This window comes from Leyella lascolaii (assembly GCF_900079775.1).
In the GTDB taxonomy this organism is placed as follows: Bacteria; Bacteroidota; Bacteroidia; order Bacteroidales; family Bacteroidaceae; genus Prevotella; species Prevotella lascolaii.
The window spans coordinates 498,073-517,771 of the sequence record NZ_LT556049.1 but is presented as its reverse complement, the minus strand read 5'-3'; the positions used below and the strand labels follow the sequence as shown (position 1 = coordinate 517,771).

The 19,699-nt window shown below is 53.0% G+C and carries 13 protein-coding genes; 12 read left to right on the top strand and 1 reads right to left on the bottom strand.

What is annotated here, in order from left to right:
* The first annotated feature begins 24 nt into the window (after positions 1-24).
* The 5 genes from BN4609_RS12285 (at position 25) to BN4609_RS12265 (ending at position 3,555) form a co-directional block, all read left to right on the top strand.
* Entirely contained in the window at positions 25-1,002 is a 978-nt protein-coding gene (locus tag BN4609_RS12285) for a DNA cytosine methyltransferase (RefSeq protein ID WP_068856917.1), read from the top strand.
* Positions 938-1,675 carry a hypothetical protein gene (locus BN4609_RS12280; protein ID WP_068856916.1) on the top strand — a complete coding sequence of 246 codons (738 nt, stop codon included), beginning with the start codon at positions 938-940 and terminating at the stop codon, positions 1,673-1,675. Before BN4609_RS12285 ends, BN4609_RS12280 begins: the two co-directional genes overlap by 65 nt.
* 44 nt (positions 1,676-1,719) lie before the next feature.
* Positions 1,720-2,040, top strand: coding sequence for a nucleotide pyrophosphohydrolase (locus tag BN4609_RS12275; RefSeq protein WP_068856993.1), 321 nt, complete (start codon positions 1,720-1,722; stop codon positions 2,038-2,040).
* A 109-nt stretch (positions 2,041-2,149) separates the two neighbouring features.
* Positions 2,150-3,082 (top strand): deoxyribose-phosphate aldolase, encoded by a 933-nt coding sequence (gene deoC / locus BN4609_RS12270; protein WP_068856915.1) that lies wholly within the window; start codon positions 2,150-2,152, stop codon positions 3,080-3,082.
* 23 nt (positions 3,083-3,105) lie between these two features.
* Entirely contained in the window at positions 3,106-3,555 is a 450-nt protein-coding gene (locus tag BN4609_RS12265; RefSeq protein ID WP_068856914.1) for a hypothetical protein, read from the top strand.
* 162 nt (positions 3,556-3,717) lie between these two features.
* Here the strand turns inward: BN4609_RS12265 and BN4609_RS12260 are convergent, their stop codons facing one another.
* The gene (locus tag BN4609_RS12260) at positions 3,718-4,695 is read right to left on the bottom strand and encodes a polyprenyl synthetase family protein (RefSeq protein ID WP_068856913.1); all 978 of its coding nucleotides are present in this window, start codon (positions 4,693-4,695) and stop codon (positions 3,718-3,720) included.
* Between the two features lie 201 nt (positions 4,696-4,896).
* Between BN4609_RS12260 and polA the strand changes: the two genes are divergently transcribed.
* The 7 genes from polA (at position 4,897) to BN4609_RS12225 (ending at position 19,614) form a co-directional block, all read left to right on the top strand.
* The gene (gene polA / locus BN4609_RS12255) at positions 4,897-7,659 is read left to right on the top strand and encodes a DNA polymerase I (RefSeq protein WP_068856912.1); all 2,763 of its coding nucleotides are present in this window, start codon (positions 4,897-4,899) and stop codon (positions 7,657-7,659) included.
* Positions 7,660-8,355: 696 nt separating this feature from the next.
* Entirely contained in the window at positions 8,356-9,504 is a 1,149-nt protein-coding gene (locus BN4609_RS12250) for a hypothetical protein (protein ID WP_068856911.1), read from the top strand.
* 128 nt (positions 9,505-9,632) lie between these two features.
* The gene (ychF, locus tag BN4609_RS12245; RefSeq protein WP_068856910.1) at positions 9,633-10,739 is read left to right on the top strand and encodes a redox-regulated ATPase YchF; all 1,107 of its coding nucleotides are present in this window, start codon (positions 9,633-9,635) and stop codon (positions 10,737-10,739) included.
* 84 nt (positions 10,740-10,823) lie between these two features.
* Positions 10,824-11,675, top strand: coding sequence for a prolipoprotein diacylglyceryl transferase (gene lgt / locus BN4609_RS12240; RefSeq protein ID WP_068856909.1), 852 nt, complete (start codon positions 10,824-10,826; stop codon positions 11,673-11,675).
* 1,027 nt (positions 11,676-12,702) lie between these two features.
* The gene (locus BN4609_RS12235) at positions 12,703-15,309 is read left to right on the top strand and encodes a GEVED domain-containing protein (protein ID WP_068856908.1); all 2,607 of its coding nucleotides are present in this window, start codon (positions 12,703-12,705) and stop codon (positions 15,307-15,309) included.
* A 447-nt stretch (positions 15,310-15,756) separates the two neighbouring features.
* Entirely contained in the window at positions 15,757-18,108 is a 2,352-nt protein-coding gene (locus tag BN4609_RS12230; protein ID WP_068856907.1) for a glycoside hydrolase family 35 protein, read from the top strand.
* A 249-nt stretch (positions 18,109-18,357) separates the two neighbouring features.
* The gene (locus BN4609_RS12225; protein WP_068856906.1) at positions 18,358-19,614 is read left to right on the top strand and encodes a peptidase U32 family protein; all 1,257 of its coding nucleotides are present in this window, start codon (positions 18,358-18,360) and stop codon (positions 19,612-19,614) included.
* The last annotated feature ends 85 nt before the right edge of the window (positions 19,615-19,699 follow it).

Here is a 19,699-nt window from a genome sequence, read left to right as displayed (position 1 = left end):
CAACATATTAATAAAACAAATAGTATGAAATTCATAGATCTGTTTGCAGGGATAGGAGGCATTCGCATTCCTTTTGATGAATTAGGCTATAAATGCGTCTTTTCATCAGAATGGGACAAAGCCGCTTGCGACACCTATGAAGCGAACTTCAAAGAGCGACCCTACGGAGACATAACAAAAATACAGGCAAAAGACATACCTCCACATGACTTGCTGCTGGCTGGATTCCCGTGCCAGGCATTCAGCATTATGGGAAAGATGAGAGGTTTTGAAGACACACGCGGCACATTGTTTTTTGAGGTTGCAAGGATTCTGGACTACCACAACCCCAAAGCGGTTTTGCTCGAAAACGTGAAACAGCTGACAACACACAATAACGGGCAGACATTCAAAACCATACTGGAAGTTCTCACAGACTTGGGATATCACATAAAATGGAAGGTTCTCAATGCCATGGACTTCGGTATACCGCAAAAACGAGAAAGGGTTATAATCGTAGGATTCAAAGACATAAGGCATTACTCAAGATTCAATTTTGACTTCAAGAAAAGACCATACAGTCTGGCAACAGTACTGGAGAAAGATGAGAACGTGGACAAATCCCTATTCGCATCAGAACACATCGTCAACAAGAGAAACATGTGTGTAGCCGGGAAAAAGATATTCTACCCTTCAATATGGCACGAGAACAAGGCTGGAAACATCTCGGTACTTGACCATGCATGTGCGCTGCGCTCAGGAGCGTCGTACAACTACCTGCTGGTAAACGGCATACGACGACCTTCATCAAGAGAATTACTACGTTTGCAGGGATTCCCTGACACATTCAAGATAGTGGTTTCACACAGCGAGATACGCCGTCAGACGGGCAACTCTGTAGCCGTACCGATGATACGGGAGATAGCAAAAAAAATAGATGAAGTAACAGACAGACAAAATGAGACATCCAAAACTGCGAGACAGCAAAAAGCTACATACACACGAACCATATCCAATCAATGAGTTTACAGACGATATGATTGTAGGGATAGCAAGCCATCCCATATATCTTATATGCATCGGACGCAAAGACATATCTGGCTCAGACTGGGGCGACGCGCTTGCAGAAGCCATAGGAGGAAGGCATCTCGACGCACCCGTAGGCATTGCGGACGTGGTAAAGGAGAAAATGGCATGGTCGGTGAAAACAGTAAAAAACAAAGACCCATTCAATGCAAGAAGCGTCAGACTCATCAGCGGAAGATGCTCTCCGGATTATTCTTATGGCATAACAGACCCGCATGAAGACATACAAAAAACAGGTCGCGCGGTACTGGGAATATGGAACGAAAGGGTGAATATCGCACATGACTGCTATAATCCTGTACGAACAACGGTACTGATACGCTCATATGACATGTTGTCCTACTGCATTTTCGAAGAGGAAAACCAACGTTACCGTACAAACGACTACACATGGGAAGTAAACAGCAACGGCAATCTCATTGGAATGGACACTGAAACCGGTGAGCAGTGTTTTACGTGGCAACCCCACGGATCACAGTTCACAATTCACACTAAAGTTCCTTCAAACGCCATAAAGTTCACAATCAAACAACCTCCCGTACTACAAAAAGAAATCACACTGAACAATATCGGCTTTGACAAAAGCTGGATAAACATAAAAAGGATGTAGAATAAGATTAACGCAAAAAACATCACTCAATGACAGACAACGACATAACACTGCGTGAGGCGCAACGGCTCGTGGACGAGTGGATACACACCTACGGCGTGCGTTACTTCTCAGAGCTCACCAACATGGCTGTACTCACAGAGGAGGTGGGCGAGATGGCACGCATAATGGCACGCAAATATGGTGACCAGAGCTTCAAGGAGGGCGAGAAAGACTCGCTCGGCGACGAGATGGCTGACGTGCTGTGGGTGCTGCTGTGCATAGCCAACCAGACAGGAACAGACCTTACGGAGGAACTGAGGCGCAACATCGAGAAGAAGACACAGCGCGACAAGGACCGCCACCGCAACAATCCCAAACTGTGACCGTGGCATGACACCCGTCCAGCCCGCAAGGCGCAACAAGGCAGAAGACATAAACATTACGCGGCACTGTGCCCGTGAAACAACGTAAAACCCTTAATATAAAAGAAATATGGACACAAAACATTCCAACTGCGGACATCATCATCATGACGCTCCGAGACAAAACAAATATGAGGAGGCGATGGGCAAATACCGCCTCGATATGGACGACGCGGCGGTGAGCGAGGCTGTGCGCACGCTCATAGCCGAGAAAGTGCATGAGAACGACACGCCTGAGGTGAAGCGTTTTCTCATGGGAAGCATCGAGCTTACCACACTCAAGACAACCGATTCGGAGACAAGCGTGCTGGCGTTCACCGAGCGCGTGAACGACTTTGACAGCCAATACCCCGACCTGCCGCACGTTGCCACAATATGCGTCTATCCGTGCTTCGCAAGCGTAGTGAGCCAGTCGCTCGAGGTGGACGGCGTGGAGATAGCCTGCGTGTCGGGCAGTTTCCCCTCGTCGCAGGCTCTGCTTGAGGTGAAGGTGGCTGAGACGGCTCTGGCGATAAAGGACGGCGCGACGGAGATAGACATCGTCATGCCTGTAGGAAAGTTTCTCAGCGGCGACTATGAGGGCGTGAGCGACGAGATAGGCGAGCTGAAACAGGTGTGCGGGGAGCATGCCATGAAGGTGATACTCGAGACGGGCGACCTCGCCACGGCGTCGAACATCAAGAAGGCTTCCATCCTCGCCATGTATGCCGGAGCCGACTACATCAAGACGTCGACGGGCAAGGAGAAGGTGTCGGCTACTCCCGAGGCGGCTTACGTGATGTGTCAGGCAATAAAGGAATACTACGACGAGACCGGCATCCAGATAGGCTTCAAGCCCGCGGGAGGCATCAACACGGTGATGGACGCTGTGATATACTACACCATCGTGAAAGAGGTGCTCGGCGAGAAATGGCTCACCAACAAGTGGTTCCGCATAGGCACAAGCCGTCTGGCGAACCTGCTGCTGAGCGAGCTTGTGGGTGAGGAGACCAAGTTCTTCTGATTATCAAGCGAAAAAGCACTCGTATGCATACACTTAAAAACATATTCAGCCTCTTGCTGCTGTTCGAATCGCTCGCAGCGGCGGCACAGGAGAATATCAGACCTACGTTCGACGTCAGACTCGAAAGGGAGGTGTCTTCAATAAAGATAGACAACAAGGAGTATGCTGACGTCGTGATAGAGATAGACGCAGACGCATATAAGACCAAAAGCTCCAAGACTGTAGGCTCTTTGGGAGACAGCTATGCATACGGCATCTATATAGAAGACGTTGACTACGACGGTGTCAGAATCACCGTAAAAAAGAAAGAAACCGGCAATACTTTATACAAGAAGCGGTTTAAAAAGTCATTTCTCTACGGTCTGCCTGACGGGACAATAAAGGTGGGAAAGGACTATGTGCTTACGCAGCTGATAATCTCCAAGAAGGACGGAAGATGGACTGCATTGCTGAAAGAGAAAGGCATTTATTAAGCCCTTACCGCTCATCGTGCGCCGTTTCCCACTACGTGCTGATGGCAGGAATATGGGTTTGGCTTAATCATTCAGCCTTATACATATAATGAATAACGGGCCCGCGCAGGATGATACGCACGGACCCGTTATTTTTTATAATGCCGGTCGCCCGGTCTTATGTCAATTGTTACGCTCTATCACGAAGTCGATGTAAGCCGTCAGGGCGCGTTTTATACCCTCGTCACTCACCGCATTTTCTATATATTCCATACATTTGAGGCGCAGCTCCTCCATGCGCCGTTCGGCATACTCTATTCCGCCGTGGCTCTTGGTGTACTCCACGAGAGTGTCTATCTCCTCCTGCGTCACGCTCTGTTCCTTCACCTTGTATGCCAGCTCGAGCATGGCACCATCGCCGCCGTTGTTCACTGCGTATATGGCTGGCAGCGTGAGCTTTCCCTCCAGCATGTCGTTGCCGGTGGGCTTCCCTATCTCCGGCGAGTCGAAGTAGTCGAAGATGTCGTCGCGTATCTGGAATATCATGCCGAGATTGCTGCCGAAGGCGCACGCCTTCCCGAACGCTTCGCCAGACACTCCTGCCGACAGTACGCCTATGCCGGCGCATGCCTCGAAGAGCGCGGCTGTCTTCCGGCGTATCACCTCATAATATACCTCTTCCGAAATTTCGCGCCGTCCGATGTTCGACAGTTGAAGTATCTCACCGTCAGACAGCGTTCGTCCCAGTTCGGCAAGATAGCGCACAATCTCTTCAGAATGGGTGAACGACACGTGCAGCAGAGCCGTTGAAAGTATGTAGTCACCCACCAGCACAGCCACCTTGTTGTCGTATGTGGCGTTGACGGATGCCTGTCCGCGTCGTTCTCCGCTCTCGTCCACCACATCGTCGTGCACGAGCGACGCCGTGTGAAGCAGCTCGAGTCCCACGGCAGCGTTCAGAGTAACGTCGGTCACATGTCCGAACGACTTCGCCATGAGCAGTATGAGCATAGGACGCATGCGCTTTCCGGCGCGCCGCCTGATGTGTTCGAGCGCGCTCCCGAGCATGCCGTCCTCATGAGACAGCGAACGGTTGAACAGTTCAATGAAATCGGCAAGTTCTGCCTGTACCGGTTGTTTGATGACTGACAGGTAATCCATACTTATCTGAAATTTGACACAAAATTAATTATTTTATCGGGATTAGTACCATATTTTTAGTAATTTTACGGCAAAAAGCAACCGTCAGGCAACGCCGCAGGCAATACTCCGGCTGTAATACACCAATCGTCCGTACATTCCGGAATAATCCCCCGGCAAAACGTGTTGCTCCATACATCACATAACATAACACCAACCATCATGGACAAACTGTTTCTCATCGATGCCTATGCATTGATATACCGTTCTTACTACGCACTGATAAAGAATCCGCGCATCAACTCAAAAGGATTCAACACCTCCGCCATCATGGGCTTCGTCAACACGCTCAACGAGATAATGACCAAGGAGCAGCCCACGCATATAGCCGTGGCTTTCGACCACGGCAAGACGTTCCGCGACGAGGCTTTCCCGCAATACAAGGCGCAGAGGGAGGAGACACCGGAGGACATCCGACGCTCTGTGCCGGTGATAAAGGACATCATTGCCGCCATGAACATACCCGCACTGCAGGCAGACGGCTTTGAGGCGGACGACATAATAGGCACACTCGCCGTCAAGGCGGGCGGGCAGGGTGTGGAGACCTACATGCTCACGCCCGACAAGGACTACGGACAGCTCGTACGCGACAATGTGTTCATCTACCGCCCGCGCCACGGAGGAGGCTACGAGAAGATGGGACCTAAGGAGGTGTGCGCCAAGTATGCCATCGACTCTCCGCAGCGCGTCATCGACCTTCTGGCTCTCATGGGCGACTCGGCAGACAACTTCCCGGGATGTCCGGGCGTGGGCGAGAAGACTGCGGCGAAACTCATAGCGCAGTTCGGCGACGTGGACAACATGCTCGAGAATACTGCCGACATCAAAGGCAAGCTCCGCGAAAAAGTGGAGTCGGCTGTGGACGACATACGCATGTCGAAGTTTCTCGCCACCATCCGGACCGATGTGCCGATAGACCTCAACCTCGACAGCATGAGACTCGGTGAGCCCGACGAACAGAAACTGCGCGAGATATTCAATGAACTCGAGTTTAAGACGCTCGCGGACAAGATTCTCAACAAATCGAAAAACAACAAAAAAAGTGTTAAACAACAACTTGATCTCTTTGCAGAAAATCCGACCGACGAGCCGGAAAGTTCTGAAAACGCGAGTTTTGAGACACTTCAGACAACACCACACGAATATTATCTGATTGAGAATGAGGCTGATGCGAGAAAAATTCTTGACTTTTTTTTGACAAAAGAAATTCTCAGTCTGGATACGGAAACGACTTCCACCAACCCGATCGACGCTGAACTGGTGGGTCTGAGCTTCTCTGTCGAGGAAAAAAAGGCATTTTACGTGGCAGTGCCCGACAATCGTGAAGAAGCCCAAAAAATTGTAAATATATTTAAACCTCTATATGAGAACCCCGAAATTCTGAAAATAGGACAGAATCTGAAATACGATCTTGAGGTGCTTCACAACTATGGCGTGAGTCTGGCAGGACCGATGTTCGACACGATGATAGCCCACTACCTCATACAGCCCGAGCTGCGCCACAACATGGACTACATGGCGGAGACTCTTCTCCACTACCGCACCATACACATAGAAGAGCTCATCGGCGAGCGCGGAAGGAACCAGCGGAACATGCGCGACCTGAAACCTGCCGAGGTGTATGAGTATGCCGCCGAGGACGCCGACATCACACTGCGACTCTACAACGTGCTGTTGCCGAAACTGAAGGAGTGCGGAGCCGAACAGCTGTTCTACGAAATAGAGATGCCTCTCATGCCAGTCCTGGCGGAGATGGAGCTCAACGGCATACGCATCGACACAGACTCGCTCGCCGAGACATCATCCATACTCACCTCGCGCATGCGCCAGCTCGAGACGCAGATATATGAGGCGGCTGGTGAGGAGTTCAACATCGCGTCGCCGAAACAGGTGGGCGAAATTCTCTTCGGCAAGATGAAGATTGTGGACAAACCCAAGAAGACAAAGACAGGACAGTATGTCACGTCGGAGGAAGTGCTGCAGCAGCTGCGCCACAAGAACCCCATAGTGGACGACATACTCGCCCACCGCGGACTGAAGAAGCTTCTCGGGACATACGTCGACGCTCTCCCGAAACTCATCAACAGACGTACAGGACACATACACACGTCGTTCAACCAGGCTGTGACGTCCACCGGGCGTCTCTCCTCAAGCGACCCCAACCTGCAGAACATTCCCGTCCGCGGGGAGGACGGCAAGGAGATACGCCGCTGCTTCATCCCGGAGGAAGGCTGCCTGTTCTTCTCCGCCGACTATTCGCAGATAGAACTGCGCGTCATGGCGCATCTCAGCGGTGACGAGAACATGGCAGAAGCGTTCCGCCTCGGGCACGACATACACGCCGCGACAGCCGCGAAGATATACAAGGAAGACATTGCCGACGTGACACGCGACCAGCGCACCAAAGCCAAACGTGCCAACTTCGGCATCATCTACGGCATAACGGTCTTCGGACTCGCCGAACGTCTGGACATAAGCCGGGCGGAGGCGGCACAGCTGATTGACGGTTATTTCGCGTCGTTCCCCAAGGTGGCGCAATACATGGAGCAGAGTAAGGAGACCGCACGGGCAAAAGGCTACGCGGAGACATTCTTCCACCGCCGCCGCTATCTGCCCGACATCAACTCGCACAACGCCACCGTCCGCAACTTCGCAGAGCGCAACGCCATCAACGCCCCAATACAAGGCTCGGCAGCAGACATAATAAAAATAGCCATGGTACGCATCAGCCGGAGATTCAAAGCCGAAGGAATAAAGTCGAAAATGATACTTCAGGTGCACGACGAACTCAACTTCAGCGTCATTCCGGAAGAAAAAGAGAAGGTGCAGCGCATCGTCCTTGAGGAGATGCAGAACGCCTACCCTCTCAACGTTCCGCTCGTGGCAGACTGCGGATGGGGCGCAAACTGGCTCGAGGCACATTGAGCTTCATCATAAATTTATATCGTCTCCTATAAACAAATATATCCTCATCACAACATAAAACAGCACTTTTATATTATAGGAAGATAAAACTCAGGCATCTTTTCCATCTGTTATAAGAATAGAAAGATGCCTGAGTTGATTTAATATTCCTACATTATAAAAAAACAAGATACTGTAAATACAGTACTCCTTCTCTATTCGATAGCAATATCAGTATTCGCCAGAACCGTTGCCGTAACGTTGTATCCTTCAGGCAACACTGCTTTGGTACCAGGGATAAATATACATGACCACACAAACAATGCTGCGATAAGAAGAAATGACAGTAAAAAAATAAATCTCTCATAATTTTATATTTACAGCCCCATCAGTCCCTTATGAGACATTCGTAAATTCGACAGAGAAGCGTGTAACTGCAATGCCACATCTTCAGTCTGAGACCATATGTGAGTCCAAAATACAAGATAAAACAAGGTAGTCCAACATTATATCACATGGAGAACCACGATGCTATCACCGTATACTGTATTGGACTATTCATAGGTTTACGACTGAACGATAAGCATAACGCTTCTTTATAAATCTCAACAAGTAGATACGTGCCTGCACACCTTAGGAAATAAAATTAATGTATATACTTGATAAAAAAGATATAAAACAGAAAAAACATTAACTTTGCACTATAAATAACCTCTCATGAAGAAAATATTCCATATCATTAAAGGCTTTATCATCGGTTCGGTCACAGGCATCGCGCTGGTGTTGGCAGCATGCCTGCTGTTCACAGACATCACTCCCGCACGCTTCTTCGACATTCTTGCGGGCGACGGATTAGCGTCCGTAGCCGTCGGATGCCTGTTGTCGTTCGTCGCACTCGCCATCGCTTTCGTGCTGCACATCATTGTGCATGAGGGCGGACACCTTGTCGGAGGACTTCTTACGGGCTATCGCTTCGTGTCGTTCCGCATTTTCAGTCTCACACTCTTGCGTCGCGACGGACGCTACATAGTGCGTCGCTTCAACATTCCTGGCACAGGCGGACAATGCATAATGCTGCCGCCGGAAAGAGACACCGCCAAGGTGCCGTTCGTGATATACAACGCCGCAGGCGTGGCGGCAAACATATTGCTCACCACCGCAGCCATACCATACTTCTTCATACACTCCGCAGACAGCGGCATGTTCGCTTTTCTTCTTGCGCTTTTCATAGTTATCGCAGGTCTGTGGACTGCCATTATCAACGGTATTCCGATGAAAATAAACGGCATGTACAACGATGCGGGCAACATACGGCTCATGCTCCGCGACATGCAAGTGCGACGTCACTTCGTCCTTCAACTGCGTGCTCACGCCTTGTGTCAGAACGGCATGCGTCCGAAAGACTTTCCACCTGAATGGTTCAATATTCCCGACAGCGGTGAAGAATACGGTCTGATAAACGCCGTGACAGACATGTTCGCCGTCGCCAGGGAGATTGACAGAGCCGACTACAGCCGCGCGCACACCATGCTCACTGCCATACGCGACCGCCGCCCCACCCTTCCCGACATGTATGAGAAAGAGATTGACTGCGAGCTTGCGTTCACCTCGCTCATGCTCGGCTACGAAGACGAGGCGCGCGCACTGCTCACCCCCGACCTCACCGCATACATACGCCGCACCGTCTCATACTCATCCTCAAAACCGAGGCTGCTCTGCGCCATCGCGCTGCATGTCGAACACGACAGTCATAAAGCAGCAACCATACTGCGCGACACAGAAACCCACAGCGACAGATACATCATGCGAGGAGAGGCTGAAGCCGACATATGCGCTATGCGACGCATGCTCGACACCACCACATGAGCGTCTCACGCACACGACAGCATACGTCTAAGCCGCAATTTCACGCATTATTATCACACGCCGTTGCCCCCGTCTCGGAAAAAAGTAGTAACTTCGCAGCCGGATTCAATTAAATACGTATTTAAGAAATGTCATTAAAATGTGGTATCGTAGGATTGCCTAATGTGGGCAAATCGACTCTTTTCAACTGTCTGTCGAACGCCAAGGCACAGGCAGCCAACTTTCCTTTCTGCACCATAGAACCCAACGTGGGCGTGATAACAGTGCCCGACGAAAGGCTCACACGCCTCGCCGAGATAGTACACCCGGGACGCATAGTACCCGCAACATGCGAGATTGTGGACATAGCCGGACTGGTGAAGGGCGCGAGCAAGGGCGAAGGACTGGGCAACAAGTTCCTTGGCAACATACGCGAGACCGACGCCATAATACACGTACTGCGCTGCTTCGACGACGACAACATCGTACGTGAGGGAGGAGCTGCGGTAAACCCTCTTGAAGACAAGGAGATAATAGACACCGAACTGCAGCTCAAAGACCTCGAGACCATCGAGAGCCAGCTCGCCAAACAGCAGAAACAGGCTGCCGTGGGAGGCAACAAGGACGCCAAGATTGCGGTAGGAGTGCTTGAGGCATACAAGGCTGCGCTCGACAAAGGACTGAATGCCCGCACCGTGACCTTCGAAAGCAAGGAGGAGCAGAAGGTGGCGCACGACCTCTTCCTGCTCACCGCCAAACCCGTGCTATACGTCTGCAACGTCGACGAGGCAAGCGCGAAGACGGGCAACAGATACTCCGAAGCGGTCGCCAAAGTGGCAGAAGCCGAGGGCGCGGAGATGCTCGTCATAGCGGCAAGGACCGAGGAGGACATAGCCGGACTCGACACCTACGAGGACAAACAGATGTTTCTCGAAGAGCTGGGACTGGAGGAAAGCGGCGTCAACCGACTCATAAAGAAAGCCTACTCACTGCTCAACCTCGAGACATTCATCACCGCCGGAGAGATGGAAGTGAAGGCATGGACCTACCACAAGGGGTGGAAGGCTCCGCAGTGTGCGGGAGTGATACACACCGACTTTGAGAAAGGATTCATCCGCGCAGAGGTTATAAAGTACGACGACTACATAAAATACGGCTCCGAGGCTGCCGTGCGCGAGGCTGGCAAGCTTGCCATCGAGGGAAAGGACTACGTGGTGCAGGACGGTGACATTATGCACTTCCGCTTCAACGTCTGACCGCCACAATCACCGCGCAGCACAAACGGCGGAAGCCGTCACGCCACGTGATGACCGGAAAACAAACCATACAAACAGCAACTCATGAACTCAAACCTTTCATACATACTGTGGAATCCCGACGACACAGCGTTCCGCATAGGTCCACTGTCAATGCACTGGTATTCGCTGTGCTGGCTGGTGGGACTCCTTCTCGCCTATCTCATCGTAAGAAAACTTTACAAAGAGCAGAAGATAAAGGACGAGCTCTTCGAACCGCTCTTCCTCTACTGCTTCATAGGAATACTCATCGGAGCGCGTCTCGGGCACTGTCTGTTCTATCAGCCGGACGTATATCTGTCGTCGTGGACACACTTCGTGGAGATGATTCTGCCCATAGAGTTCAACGGCAACGGCGACTGGCACTTCACCGGATATCGCGGGCTCGCCTCCCACGGAGGAACCTTCGGACTCATGATCGCACTCTGGCTGTATGTCAGAAAGACCGAGCTGAACATCTGGCGTGTGCTCGACAACATCGCAATAGCCACTCCTGCCACGGCGTTCTTCATCCGCATAGGCAACCTTATGAACTCCGAGATAATCGGCAAGCCCACAGACGTGCCATGGGCTTTCGTCTTCCAGCAGATAGACATGCTGCCGCGCCACCCCGGACAGCTCTACGAGGCAATCGCATACGCCCTCCTCATGCTCATCGGCTGGAGTGTCTACCGCCGACGTCCGCAGCGTGTGGGCACAGGGTTCTTCTTCGGCATGTGCCTCACCTACATCTTCACAGCCCGCTTCCTCATCGAGTTCACCAAAGAGATACAGGAGCCTTTCGAGGCTTCCCTGCCCATCAACATGGGTCAGATTCTCAGTCTGCCGTTCATAGCCATAGGCATCGCCTGCATGGCGGGAGGCAAATGGATGAGGCGTTTAGGCACGGAGAAATGACACCAGAGCATGTTCTGAAAATAAGGGAAGCAACAATCGGGATAAGGAAAATAGAGGAAATTTACGAAAAATTTCCTCTATTTTTATGCCGTTAAGAGAAAATTATGATGGCAGACATCCGACGCTTACCTGATGGATTACACCGAAGAAGAACTCATCCACACATGGAAACACACCATCATAAACTTTCTATAGCATACGTATTCCCCATTTCCATCAACGGCGCCAGCCCAGTAGAGACGCAAAATCTTGCGTCTCCCGTCCTACCCATGCCAATATACTCATGCAACATACCGCTGACAATAACAGCACATACCCCTCGTGAGACGCAAAATTTTGCGTCTCTACTTTTGCAGGCAGCGAATATCACCCTTAATACAATCCTCACATACTCAACGGCGCCAGCCCGGTAGAGACGCAAAATCTTGCGTCTCCCGTCCTGCCCATGCCAATATACTCATGCAACATACCGCTGACAATAACAGCACATACCCCTTGTGAGACGCAAGATTTTGCGTCTCTACCTCAGCAGGCTGCGAATATCATCCTTAAATCCCGCTTTACCCACTCCACGGCATCCGCCATGTGCCACAACGGTATTAAAACCGCATGTCAGCAAACTCAACTTTCACGGTTTTCCACTGCGCTCCCGTCCTCACATGGCAACGTATGAATAATTGAAATAAATAGCGTCATAAATCGGATAATATGTAAGTTTATACATAAAATTCAGTAACATTTTGTTTTGTAACACATATTTTATTAATTTTGTAGACGAATTTTATAACAATCCAACCGACACCGGTTATATCCGCGGTATCCGCCATTCGGGAGGATTTCTCACATAATAACGTTTTTCAAAACCTATGTCAACGCGGAACAAAGTTTTATTATGAAAAAGATCTACACTATGTTCATGACGGCTGCCTTTGCCGCTACAGCGTTCGCACAACGCGGTTTCACACCGCCTGCCGAACTGTCTGACAAGTACTGATTCAAGGTCGATGGCAAGACCCATCTGTACAGAGTGAGCGAGGGTAAGAAAGTAAAGGCATTTGCGCAGGAGACAGTCTACGACGTCCTTTCCTGCAAGGAAGGCTCCGTCTACGGCAATGAGTACACCGAAAACACAGCATGGACAGGATCGGCATGCGCCGACGCCGGACGCCCCGAGCTCGGAATGGAGTATTACCAATACTTCGACGACTGCTTCCAGACATTCGACGAGGTGCGCTTCCTCGGCTTCTTCAACTACTGGGACGGGGAGGCATACGACTGGATCTACTGCCATGAGCGCGGCGAGATGGACGAGGATTTAAACATGACAAAACCCGTCACATTCACCATCGGCATATATGAGGAGGGTGAGGACGGACTCCCAGGCAAGTGTGTCATGCAGAAAGACGTCGACCTCATAGGCGAAAACACCAACGTGGTGCTCGAAGGTCTGGGCGACACAGGCACAACCCCGATATACGAATTCAAGGTTCCGCTCGGACAGACCATCAATCTCGAGCACGGCTACATACAGATCAACGCCAAGGATATGGGCGACTCGCCTTCGTGCTGGTTTGCCGTATTCACCGTTGGCGGCAATCTCACAGCCCTTCAGAAGGACATCATCAACGAGGAGTACTCCGGTCAGAACGCATGCGCCTTCTGTCTCTACGGTGACGGAAGCTACAACGCCGACAAGGCGTTGCAGATAGAGCGTTTCATGACTCCGCTGTCGTCTGCCTCTGGCAAGTATGAGAAGGTTCAGGTGGAACTCACCAACATCGGCAAGAACGCCATCAGTGACGCCCGTCTCGAGCTTTATGTCGACGACGTGCTCGTGGCTACTGAGGATGTCAACGCCACCATCGAACCGTTCGAAAGCTACAAATACACGTTCACCGCACGTGCCGACTGCTCCGGCGGAAAACACGTTGTCACAGTGAAGAACGTCACTCCGGGCGACGAGCTGAAGTCTTATCAGTCTCTCTCCAAGACCGTTGAGACGACCGTAGCAAACGAGTATCCGGAATGTGAGATATACGTTCCCAACGTGATAAACATCACAAACGTGTCGCTGGGCTCTATCAACAACACGAGCGAAGGCTCCACATACAGCGACTACACCGACCAGAAGACCGTCTTCCGCCCGGGCGAGAAGCAGACGCTCAACGTCACCATCGAGTCTAACGACTACGAGCCCACGCTCGGAGTGTTCATCGACTGGAACGGCGACTACACCTTCAGCTACGACGAGCAGGTTGTGTTCGACTCGTTCGAGGCTGACGACAACGGCGGCAAGGCTGTTGCGACGATAAGCGTGCCGGAGGGTGCCAAGACAGGCGAGCACCGCATGCGCCTCATCGCACTGCCCTATTACTACACTCTGGATCCTGCAGGCTCGTTCTACAACGGTGAGGTGGAAGACTACACCATCGTCGTAGAGCCGTCACCGGAAGACCCTGTGACGACTGCTGACAAGACCGTCATAGAGCAAGCCACCGACGGAAAGGATGCCACAAGCGTGCTCACCCTCACCAATAACGGAGGAGGAACGCTCAACGCTGACATAGACTTCAAGTATGTGCTCCCCAACGCTCCCACAAGCAACTACGCAGCCAAGGTGGCTCCCAAAGCCGAGTTCAAGGGACAGCTCAAGGCGGCACGCATGAAAGCCGTGGCACAGAAAGCTCCCGAGAGCGACCCAGCCACACAGTATGTGCTGAAGTATGACAGCGACGTATACGACTGCATAGGCATCGGCAACGCTCCAAACGCTACATTCGCAAGCCTCTATCCGGGCGCGATGCTCTCAAGCCTTAAAGGCATGACCGTAAGCAGTGTCGACGTATACGTAGGCGATGTGCCCGAGAGCGCGAGCATAGTGATATACGGACAGAAGAAGCAGAGCGAGTGCGGAGACCTCATCACCGAGCAGGCATTCACCCCGAAGGCTCAGTCATGGAACCACGTGGTGCTCTCACAGCCCGTTGAGATAGGCACAACCGACCTCTGGATAGGCGTCAGGATGGAAAACATCGTCGCCACAGGCTACTACATCGGAGTGGATGAGGGTCCTGCCGTGATTGGCTTCGGCGACCTCGTGAACATCGGCGGAAGCACATGGTGGTCGATGGCAGACCTCGGACTGGACTACAACTACTGCATCCGCGCCAACGTCACCGGCGACCGCACTCCGGCAATCAGCTGGCTCAGCACAGACAAGAAGAGCATGGAGGTGGCAGCAGGAAGTGAAGGCAAGCTCAACGTAAGCTTCACTCCGCAGGGTCTGGAAGAAGGAGTCTATGAGGCTTATCTTGAAGTAAGCACCAACGATCCGTTCAACAGCTTCATCAGAATACCTGTCTACATGGTCAACGGAGAGCTCACCGCCATCGGCTCGGTGGAGCAGGAGGGTCTCGGAATAACGCTCAACGGCGGCAACGTGACGATAAAGGGCGGCAAGACCATCGCCGCTCTGAAGGTGAGCGACCTCACCGGACGCTGCCTGATGACCTCCAAGCCCGGTGCGGAAGAGGCTACAGTAAGCCTCAGCCAGTTCGCAAAGGGTGTTTACGTCATCACAGCCACATATGCCGACGGCAAATCGGTATCGGTCAAGGTGCCTGCACTGAAGTGACAAACTGAACCGTGCTACGTGCGACAGACCGCAAGATCTGCACCGCACGGACACACTTAATGAATACTGCTCACAAACGGAGAGTCTGCGGGATGCAGATTCTCCGTTTTCGTTTTGACAAATAAAGGATTCATGCCTCTGCCCCGTTCCACATCTGAACAATATGTATGAAATATAAATGCACGCCATCACACCATTTGGCAAGGCGGGAGAGCCAAAGCCGATGAGGCGACAATGCATTTCGGACGGGGCATATAATATCCGCATGTTTTTGATATTTGCGGATAAAACACTATTTTTGCACAAGCAGACCTATGCAGGCACACGTCGGGGCAGACTCTTGCGCGGCTTGCCGGCAGGCTTCTTCCCCACACCTCCGGAAACGCTCCGGACGGCACGTCCACGCACAACAGCATCGTAATAAATAAAAACCTGAAAACAAAGATTATGAGACACTCCATCTTACTCTCACTGCTGCTCGCAGCCGTAATGGCTATGGCAGGGCACACGGCATGCTCCGCAGGCAACGACGGAGGCTCGTTCACCGCAGGCGACAAGACGTTTCTGCTCAACGGAAAGCCCTTCACCGTGAAAGCCGCCGAACTGCACTATCCGCGCATTCCGCGCCCTTACTGGGAGCACCGCATACGGATGTGCCGCGCGCTTGGCATGAACACCATATGCCTCTACGTGTTCTGGAACATACACGAACAGCGCGAGGGCGAGTTCGACTTCACCGGACAGAACGACATCGCTGCCTTCTGCCGCCTGGCACAGCGCAACGGCATGTACGTCATAGTGCGTCCCGGACCTTACGTGTGCGCCGAGTGGGAGATGGGCGGACTGCCGTGGTGGCTGCTGAAGAAGAAGGACATAAGCCTGCGCAGTAAGGACCCTTACTTCATGGAGCGTGTCTCGCGCTTCATGGCAAAGGTGGGCGAACAGCTCGCTCCGCTCACCATACAGAACGGAGGACCCATAATCATGGTGCAGGTGGAGAACGAATACGGCTCTTACGGAGAGGATAAGGCATACGTGAGCGCAATACGCGACATAGTGAGACGGTCGGGATTCGGCAAGGTAACTCTCTTCCAGTGCGACTGGGCGAGCAACTTCACCCTCAACGCTCTGGACGACCTTGTGTGGACAATGAACTTCGGCACGGGCTCCGACATCGGTAGCCAGTTCCGACGCCTGCAGGAGCTGCGCCCCGGGTCGCCGCTCATGTGCTCGGAGTTCTGGAGCGGATGGTTCGACAAATGGGGAGCGCGCCACGAGACACGTCCTGCTGCGGCAATGACGCAAGGCATAGACGAGATGCTGTCGAAGGGCATATCGTTCTCGCTCTACATGACCCACGGAGGCACGTCATTCGGTCACTGGGCAGGGGCTAACTCTCCGGGATTCGCCCCCGACGTGACTTCCTACGACTACGACGCGCCCATAAACGAGTACGGACAGCCCACACCGAAATATCACGAGCTGCGCCGCGTCATGCAGAAACATTCCGACACTCCCCTGCCCGACATCCCCTCTCAGGCTGCCCCGCTTATAAGCATACCACGCTTCAGCCTTGACGAATACGCTCCGCTGGCTGCCGGAGCCGACACCATGCTCACCGCGCAGCGTCCGCTCACGTTCGAGGAGCTCGACATGGGATGGGGAACAGCAATCTACTCCGCATCTCTGCCGGAAATAAAAACTCCGTCGACGCTCGTCCTCAAAGGCGCGCACGACTACGCCATGGTGTATCTGAACGGCAGATACACCGGACGCACCGACCGCACGCGCAACGAGACGACCGTAGCCCTGCCGCCCGTCGGCAGCGGAGACAGGCTCGACATCGTCGTAGAAGGCATGGGACGCATCAACTTCGGACGGGCTATAAAAGACTTCAAGGGACTCACCGGCGACGTCACCATTACTGCCGGCAAAGGCAGCGAAGGCATGACGTGGAGACCGGACAGCTGGACCATGCGCACACTGCCCGACTCCTACGGCAACGCCCTGCGCGCCTTCACCCGCAGCAAGGACGGCTCACACACCGCTCCCCTGCTCCACTCGCGCGCAGGATACTACCGGGGCTTCTTCCGTCTGGACAAGACCGGCGACACGTTCGTCAACATGGAGACATGGGGCAAGGGACTTGTCTATGTCAACGGACATGCCATAGGCAGGTTCTGGAGCATCGGTCCGCAGCAGACGCTCTACGTGCCGGGATGCTGGCTGAGGGAAGGAGAAAACGAGATAGTGGTGCTCGACGTGGCAGGACCGGCAAAGAACGAGACATGGGGACAGGACAGTCCGGTGCTCGACCGTCTGAAGCTGGAGAAAAGCAACCGCCACAACAACCCCGGCGACCGCCCCGACCTCAATTCGGCGACGCCCGCGGCGGCAGGCAGTTTCGCACCGGGACGGGCTTGGCAGACCGTAAGGCTCGCCTCACCGGCACGCGGACGCTATCTGGCAATAGAGTGCCCGTCTGTCAGGGATGCTGACGGGACGGCGGCGATAGCCGAGATACGTGTCATCGACGCTGACGGACAACAGGCTGACAGAAGCTCGTGGAGCACCAGATATGCCGACAGCGAGGATGCCGACAACGGCAACCACACGGGCGACAAGGCGTTCGACCTTCAGGAGTCCACGTGGTGGAAAACAGCCCCGGGAGCCCCTCTTCCGCACCTGCTCGTCATAGACATGGGTGCCGAACAGACCGTAAGCGCGGTGGAATGTCTTCCTGCCACATCACAGGATGCCGGAGGACAGATAGAGGACTACCGCATCTTCGTGTACTGACAGATGCACAAAACAGCCCCATTGTGCATAACCTGTGCAAAAAAAACATGCCAAACCGCTTGCTGTTATTTTATTTTTTGTATATTTGCAAATCAACTTTTTTTTCATAAATTAAAGGTTTAAAAATTGTTAATAGTAATTATTTAGCCCACCGGCATTGACGGTGGGCACTTTTTATGAAATGCCGGAGGCAGTGTCCCGAGGCATATGCATTTCAGACAAACACAAATAAATTCTCTTTCAAACTATATGGAACATACAGTCAGCGAATTCGAGATAATGGCTCCCGTGGGCTCGCGGGAGAGTCTGGCGGCTGCCATACAGGCAGGCGCGGGGTCGGTTTACTTCGGTGTGGAACAGCTCAACATGAGGTCGCACTCGGCAAACCACTTCACCATAGCCGACCTGCGCGACATCGCCTCCATATGTGCCGCACACGGCATAAAGAGCTATCTCACGGTGAACACAATAATCTACGGTGAGGACATCGCCACAATGCACACAATAATCGACGCCGCGCGCGAGGCAGGCATAACAGCCGTGATAGCCAGCGACGTGGCGGTGATGACCTATTGCAACAGCCTTGGGGTGGAGGTGCACCTCTCCACGCAGCTCAACATAAGCAACATAGAGGCACTGAAGTTCTACGCACGCTTTGCCGACGTGGTAGTGCTCGCGCGCGAGCTCAACCTTGACCAGGTGGCGGAGATTCACAGGCAGATAGAGGAGCAGGACATACGCGGACCCAAAGGACAGCGGGTGCGCATAGAGATGTTCTGCCACGGCGCGCTGTGCATGGCTGTGAGCGGCAAGTGCTACATGAGTCTCGACAACACCGGACGCTCCGCCAACCGAGGCGAATGCATGCAGCTGTGCCGCCGCTCCTACACCGTGACCGACAACGAGACGGGCACACAGCTCGAGATAGACAACAAATACATCATGAGCCCCAAGGACCTGAAGACCATACGCTTCATCGACCGCATGATGAAGGCGGGCGTAAGGGTGTTCAAGATTGAGGGACGCGCGCGCGGACCTGAGTATGTCTACAACGTCGTGACGTGCTACAGGGAAGCCATAGCAGCCGTGCTCGACGGCACGTTCACCGAAGAGAGGAAGGACGCATGGGACGAACGGCTCGCCACCGTCTTCAACCGTGGCTTCTGGGACGGCTACTATCAGGGACAGCGTCTGGGCGAATGGAACAGGAACTACGGCTCCAACGCCACCGAGCGCAAGGTTTACGTGGGACGGGGAGTGAAATATTTCTCCCGGCTTGGAGTGGCGGAGTTCTCCTGCGAAGCCTCCGAGTTCTCCGTGGGCGACCGCATGCTCATCACCGGACCTACCACCGGAGTGATGTATGTCACCGTGGAGGAGATACACGACGACAACAGTGCGGTGGAGACGGCGCGCAAGGGGACGCGCGTCTCGTTCCGAGTGCCTGACAAGATAAGGCCGAGCGACAAGCTCTTCAAGCTGGTGAAGGTGGAAAGAAAGGACTGACCCGCCCCCACCCTAAGCCGGACCAGAGGCGCGCGGACGCACTTGCATAATTATACGGAAAGTGTCTCCGCACAACGAATAAATA

Coding starts and splice junctions, on each gene's coding strand:
- BN4609_RS12285 (WP_068856917.1), top strand. CDS start 25: ATGAAATTCATAGATCTGTTTGCAGGGATAGGAGGCATTCGCATTCCT.
- BN4609_RS12280 (WP_068856916.1), top strand. CDS start 938: ATGAGACATCCAAAACTGCGAGACAGCAAAAAGCTACATACACACGAA.
- deoC (WP_068856915.1), top strand. CDS start 2,150: ATGGACACAAAACATTCCAACTGCGGACATCATCATCATGACGCTCCG.
- BN4609_RS12265 (WP_068856914.1), top strand. CDS start 3,106: ATGCATACACTTAAAAACATATTCAGCCTCTTGCTGCTGTTCGAATCG.
- BN4609_RS12260 (WP_068856913.1), bottom strand. CDS start 4,695: ATGGATTACCTGTCAGTCATCAAACAACCGGTACAGGCAGAACTTGCC.
- polA (WP_068856912.1), top strand. CDS start 4,897: ATGGACAAACTGTTTCTCATCGATGCCTATGCATTGATATACCGTTCT.
- BN4609_RS12250 (WP_068856911.1), top strand. CDS start 8,356: ATGAAGAAAATATTCCATATCATTAAAGGCTTTATCATCGGTTCGGTC.
- ychF (WP_068856910.1), top strand. CDS start 9,633: ATGTCATTAAAATGTGGTATCGTAGGATTGCCTAATGTGGGCAAATCG.
- lgt (WP_068856909.1), top strand. CDS start 10,824: ATGAACTCAAACCTTTCATACATACTGTGGAATCCCGACGACACAGCG.
- BN4609_RS12230 (WP_068856907.1), top strand. CDS start 15,757: ATGAGACACTCCATCTTACTCTCACTGCTGCTCGCAGCCGTAATGGCT.
- BN4609_RS12225 (WP_068856906.1), top strand. CDS start 18,358: ATGGAACATACAGTCAGCGAATTCGAGATAATGGCTCCCGTGGGCTCG.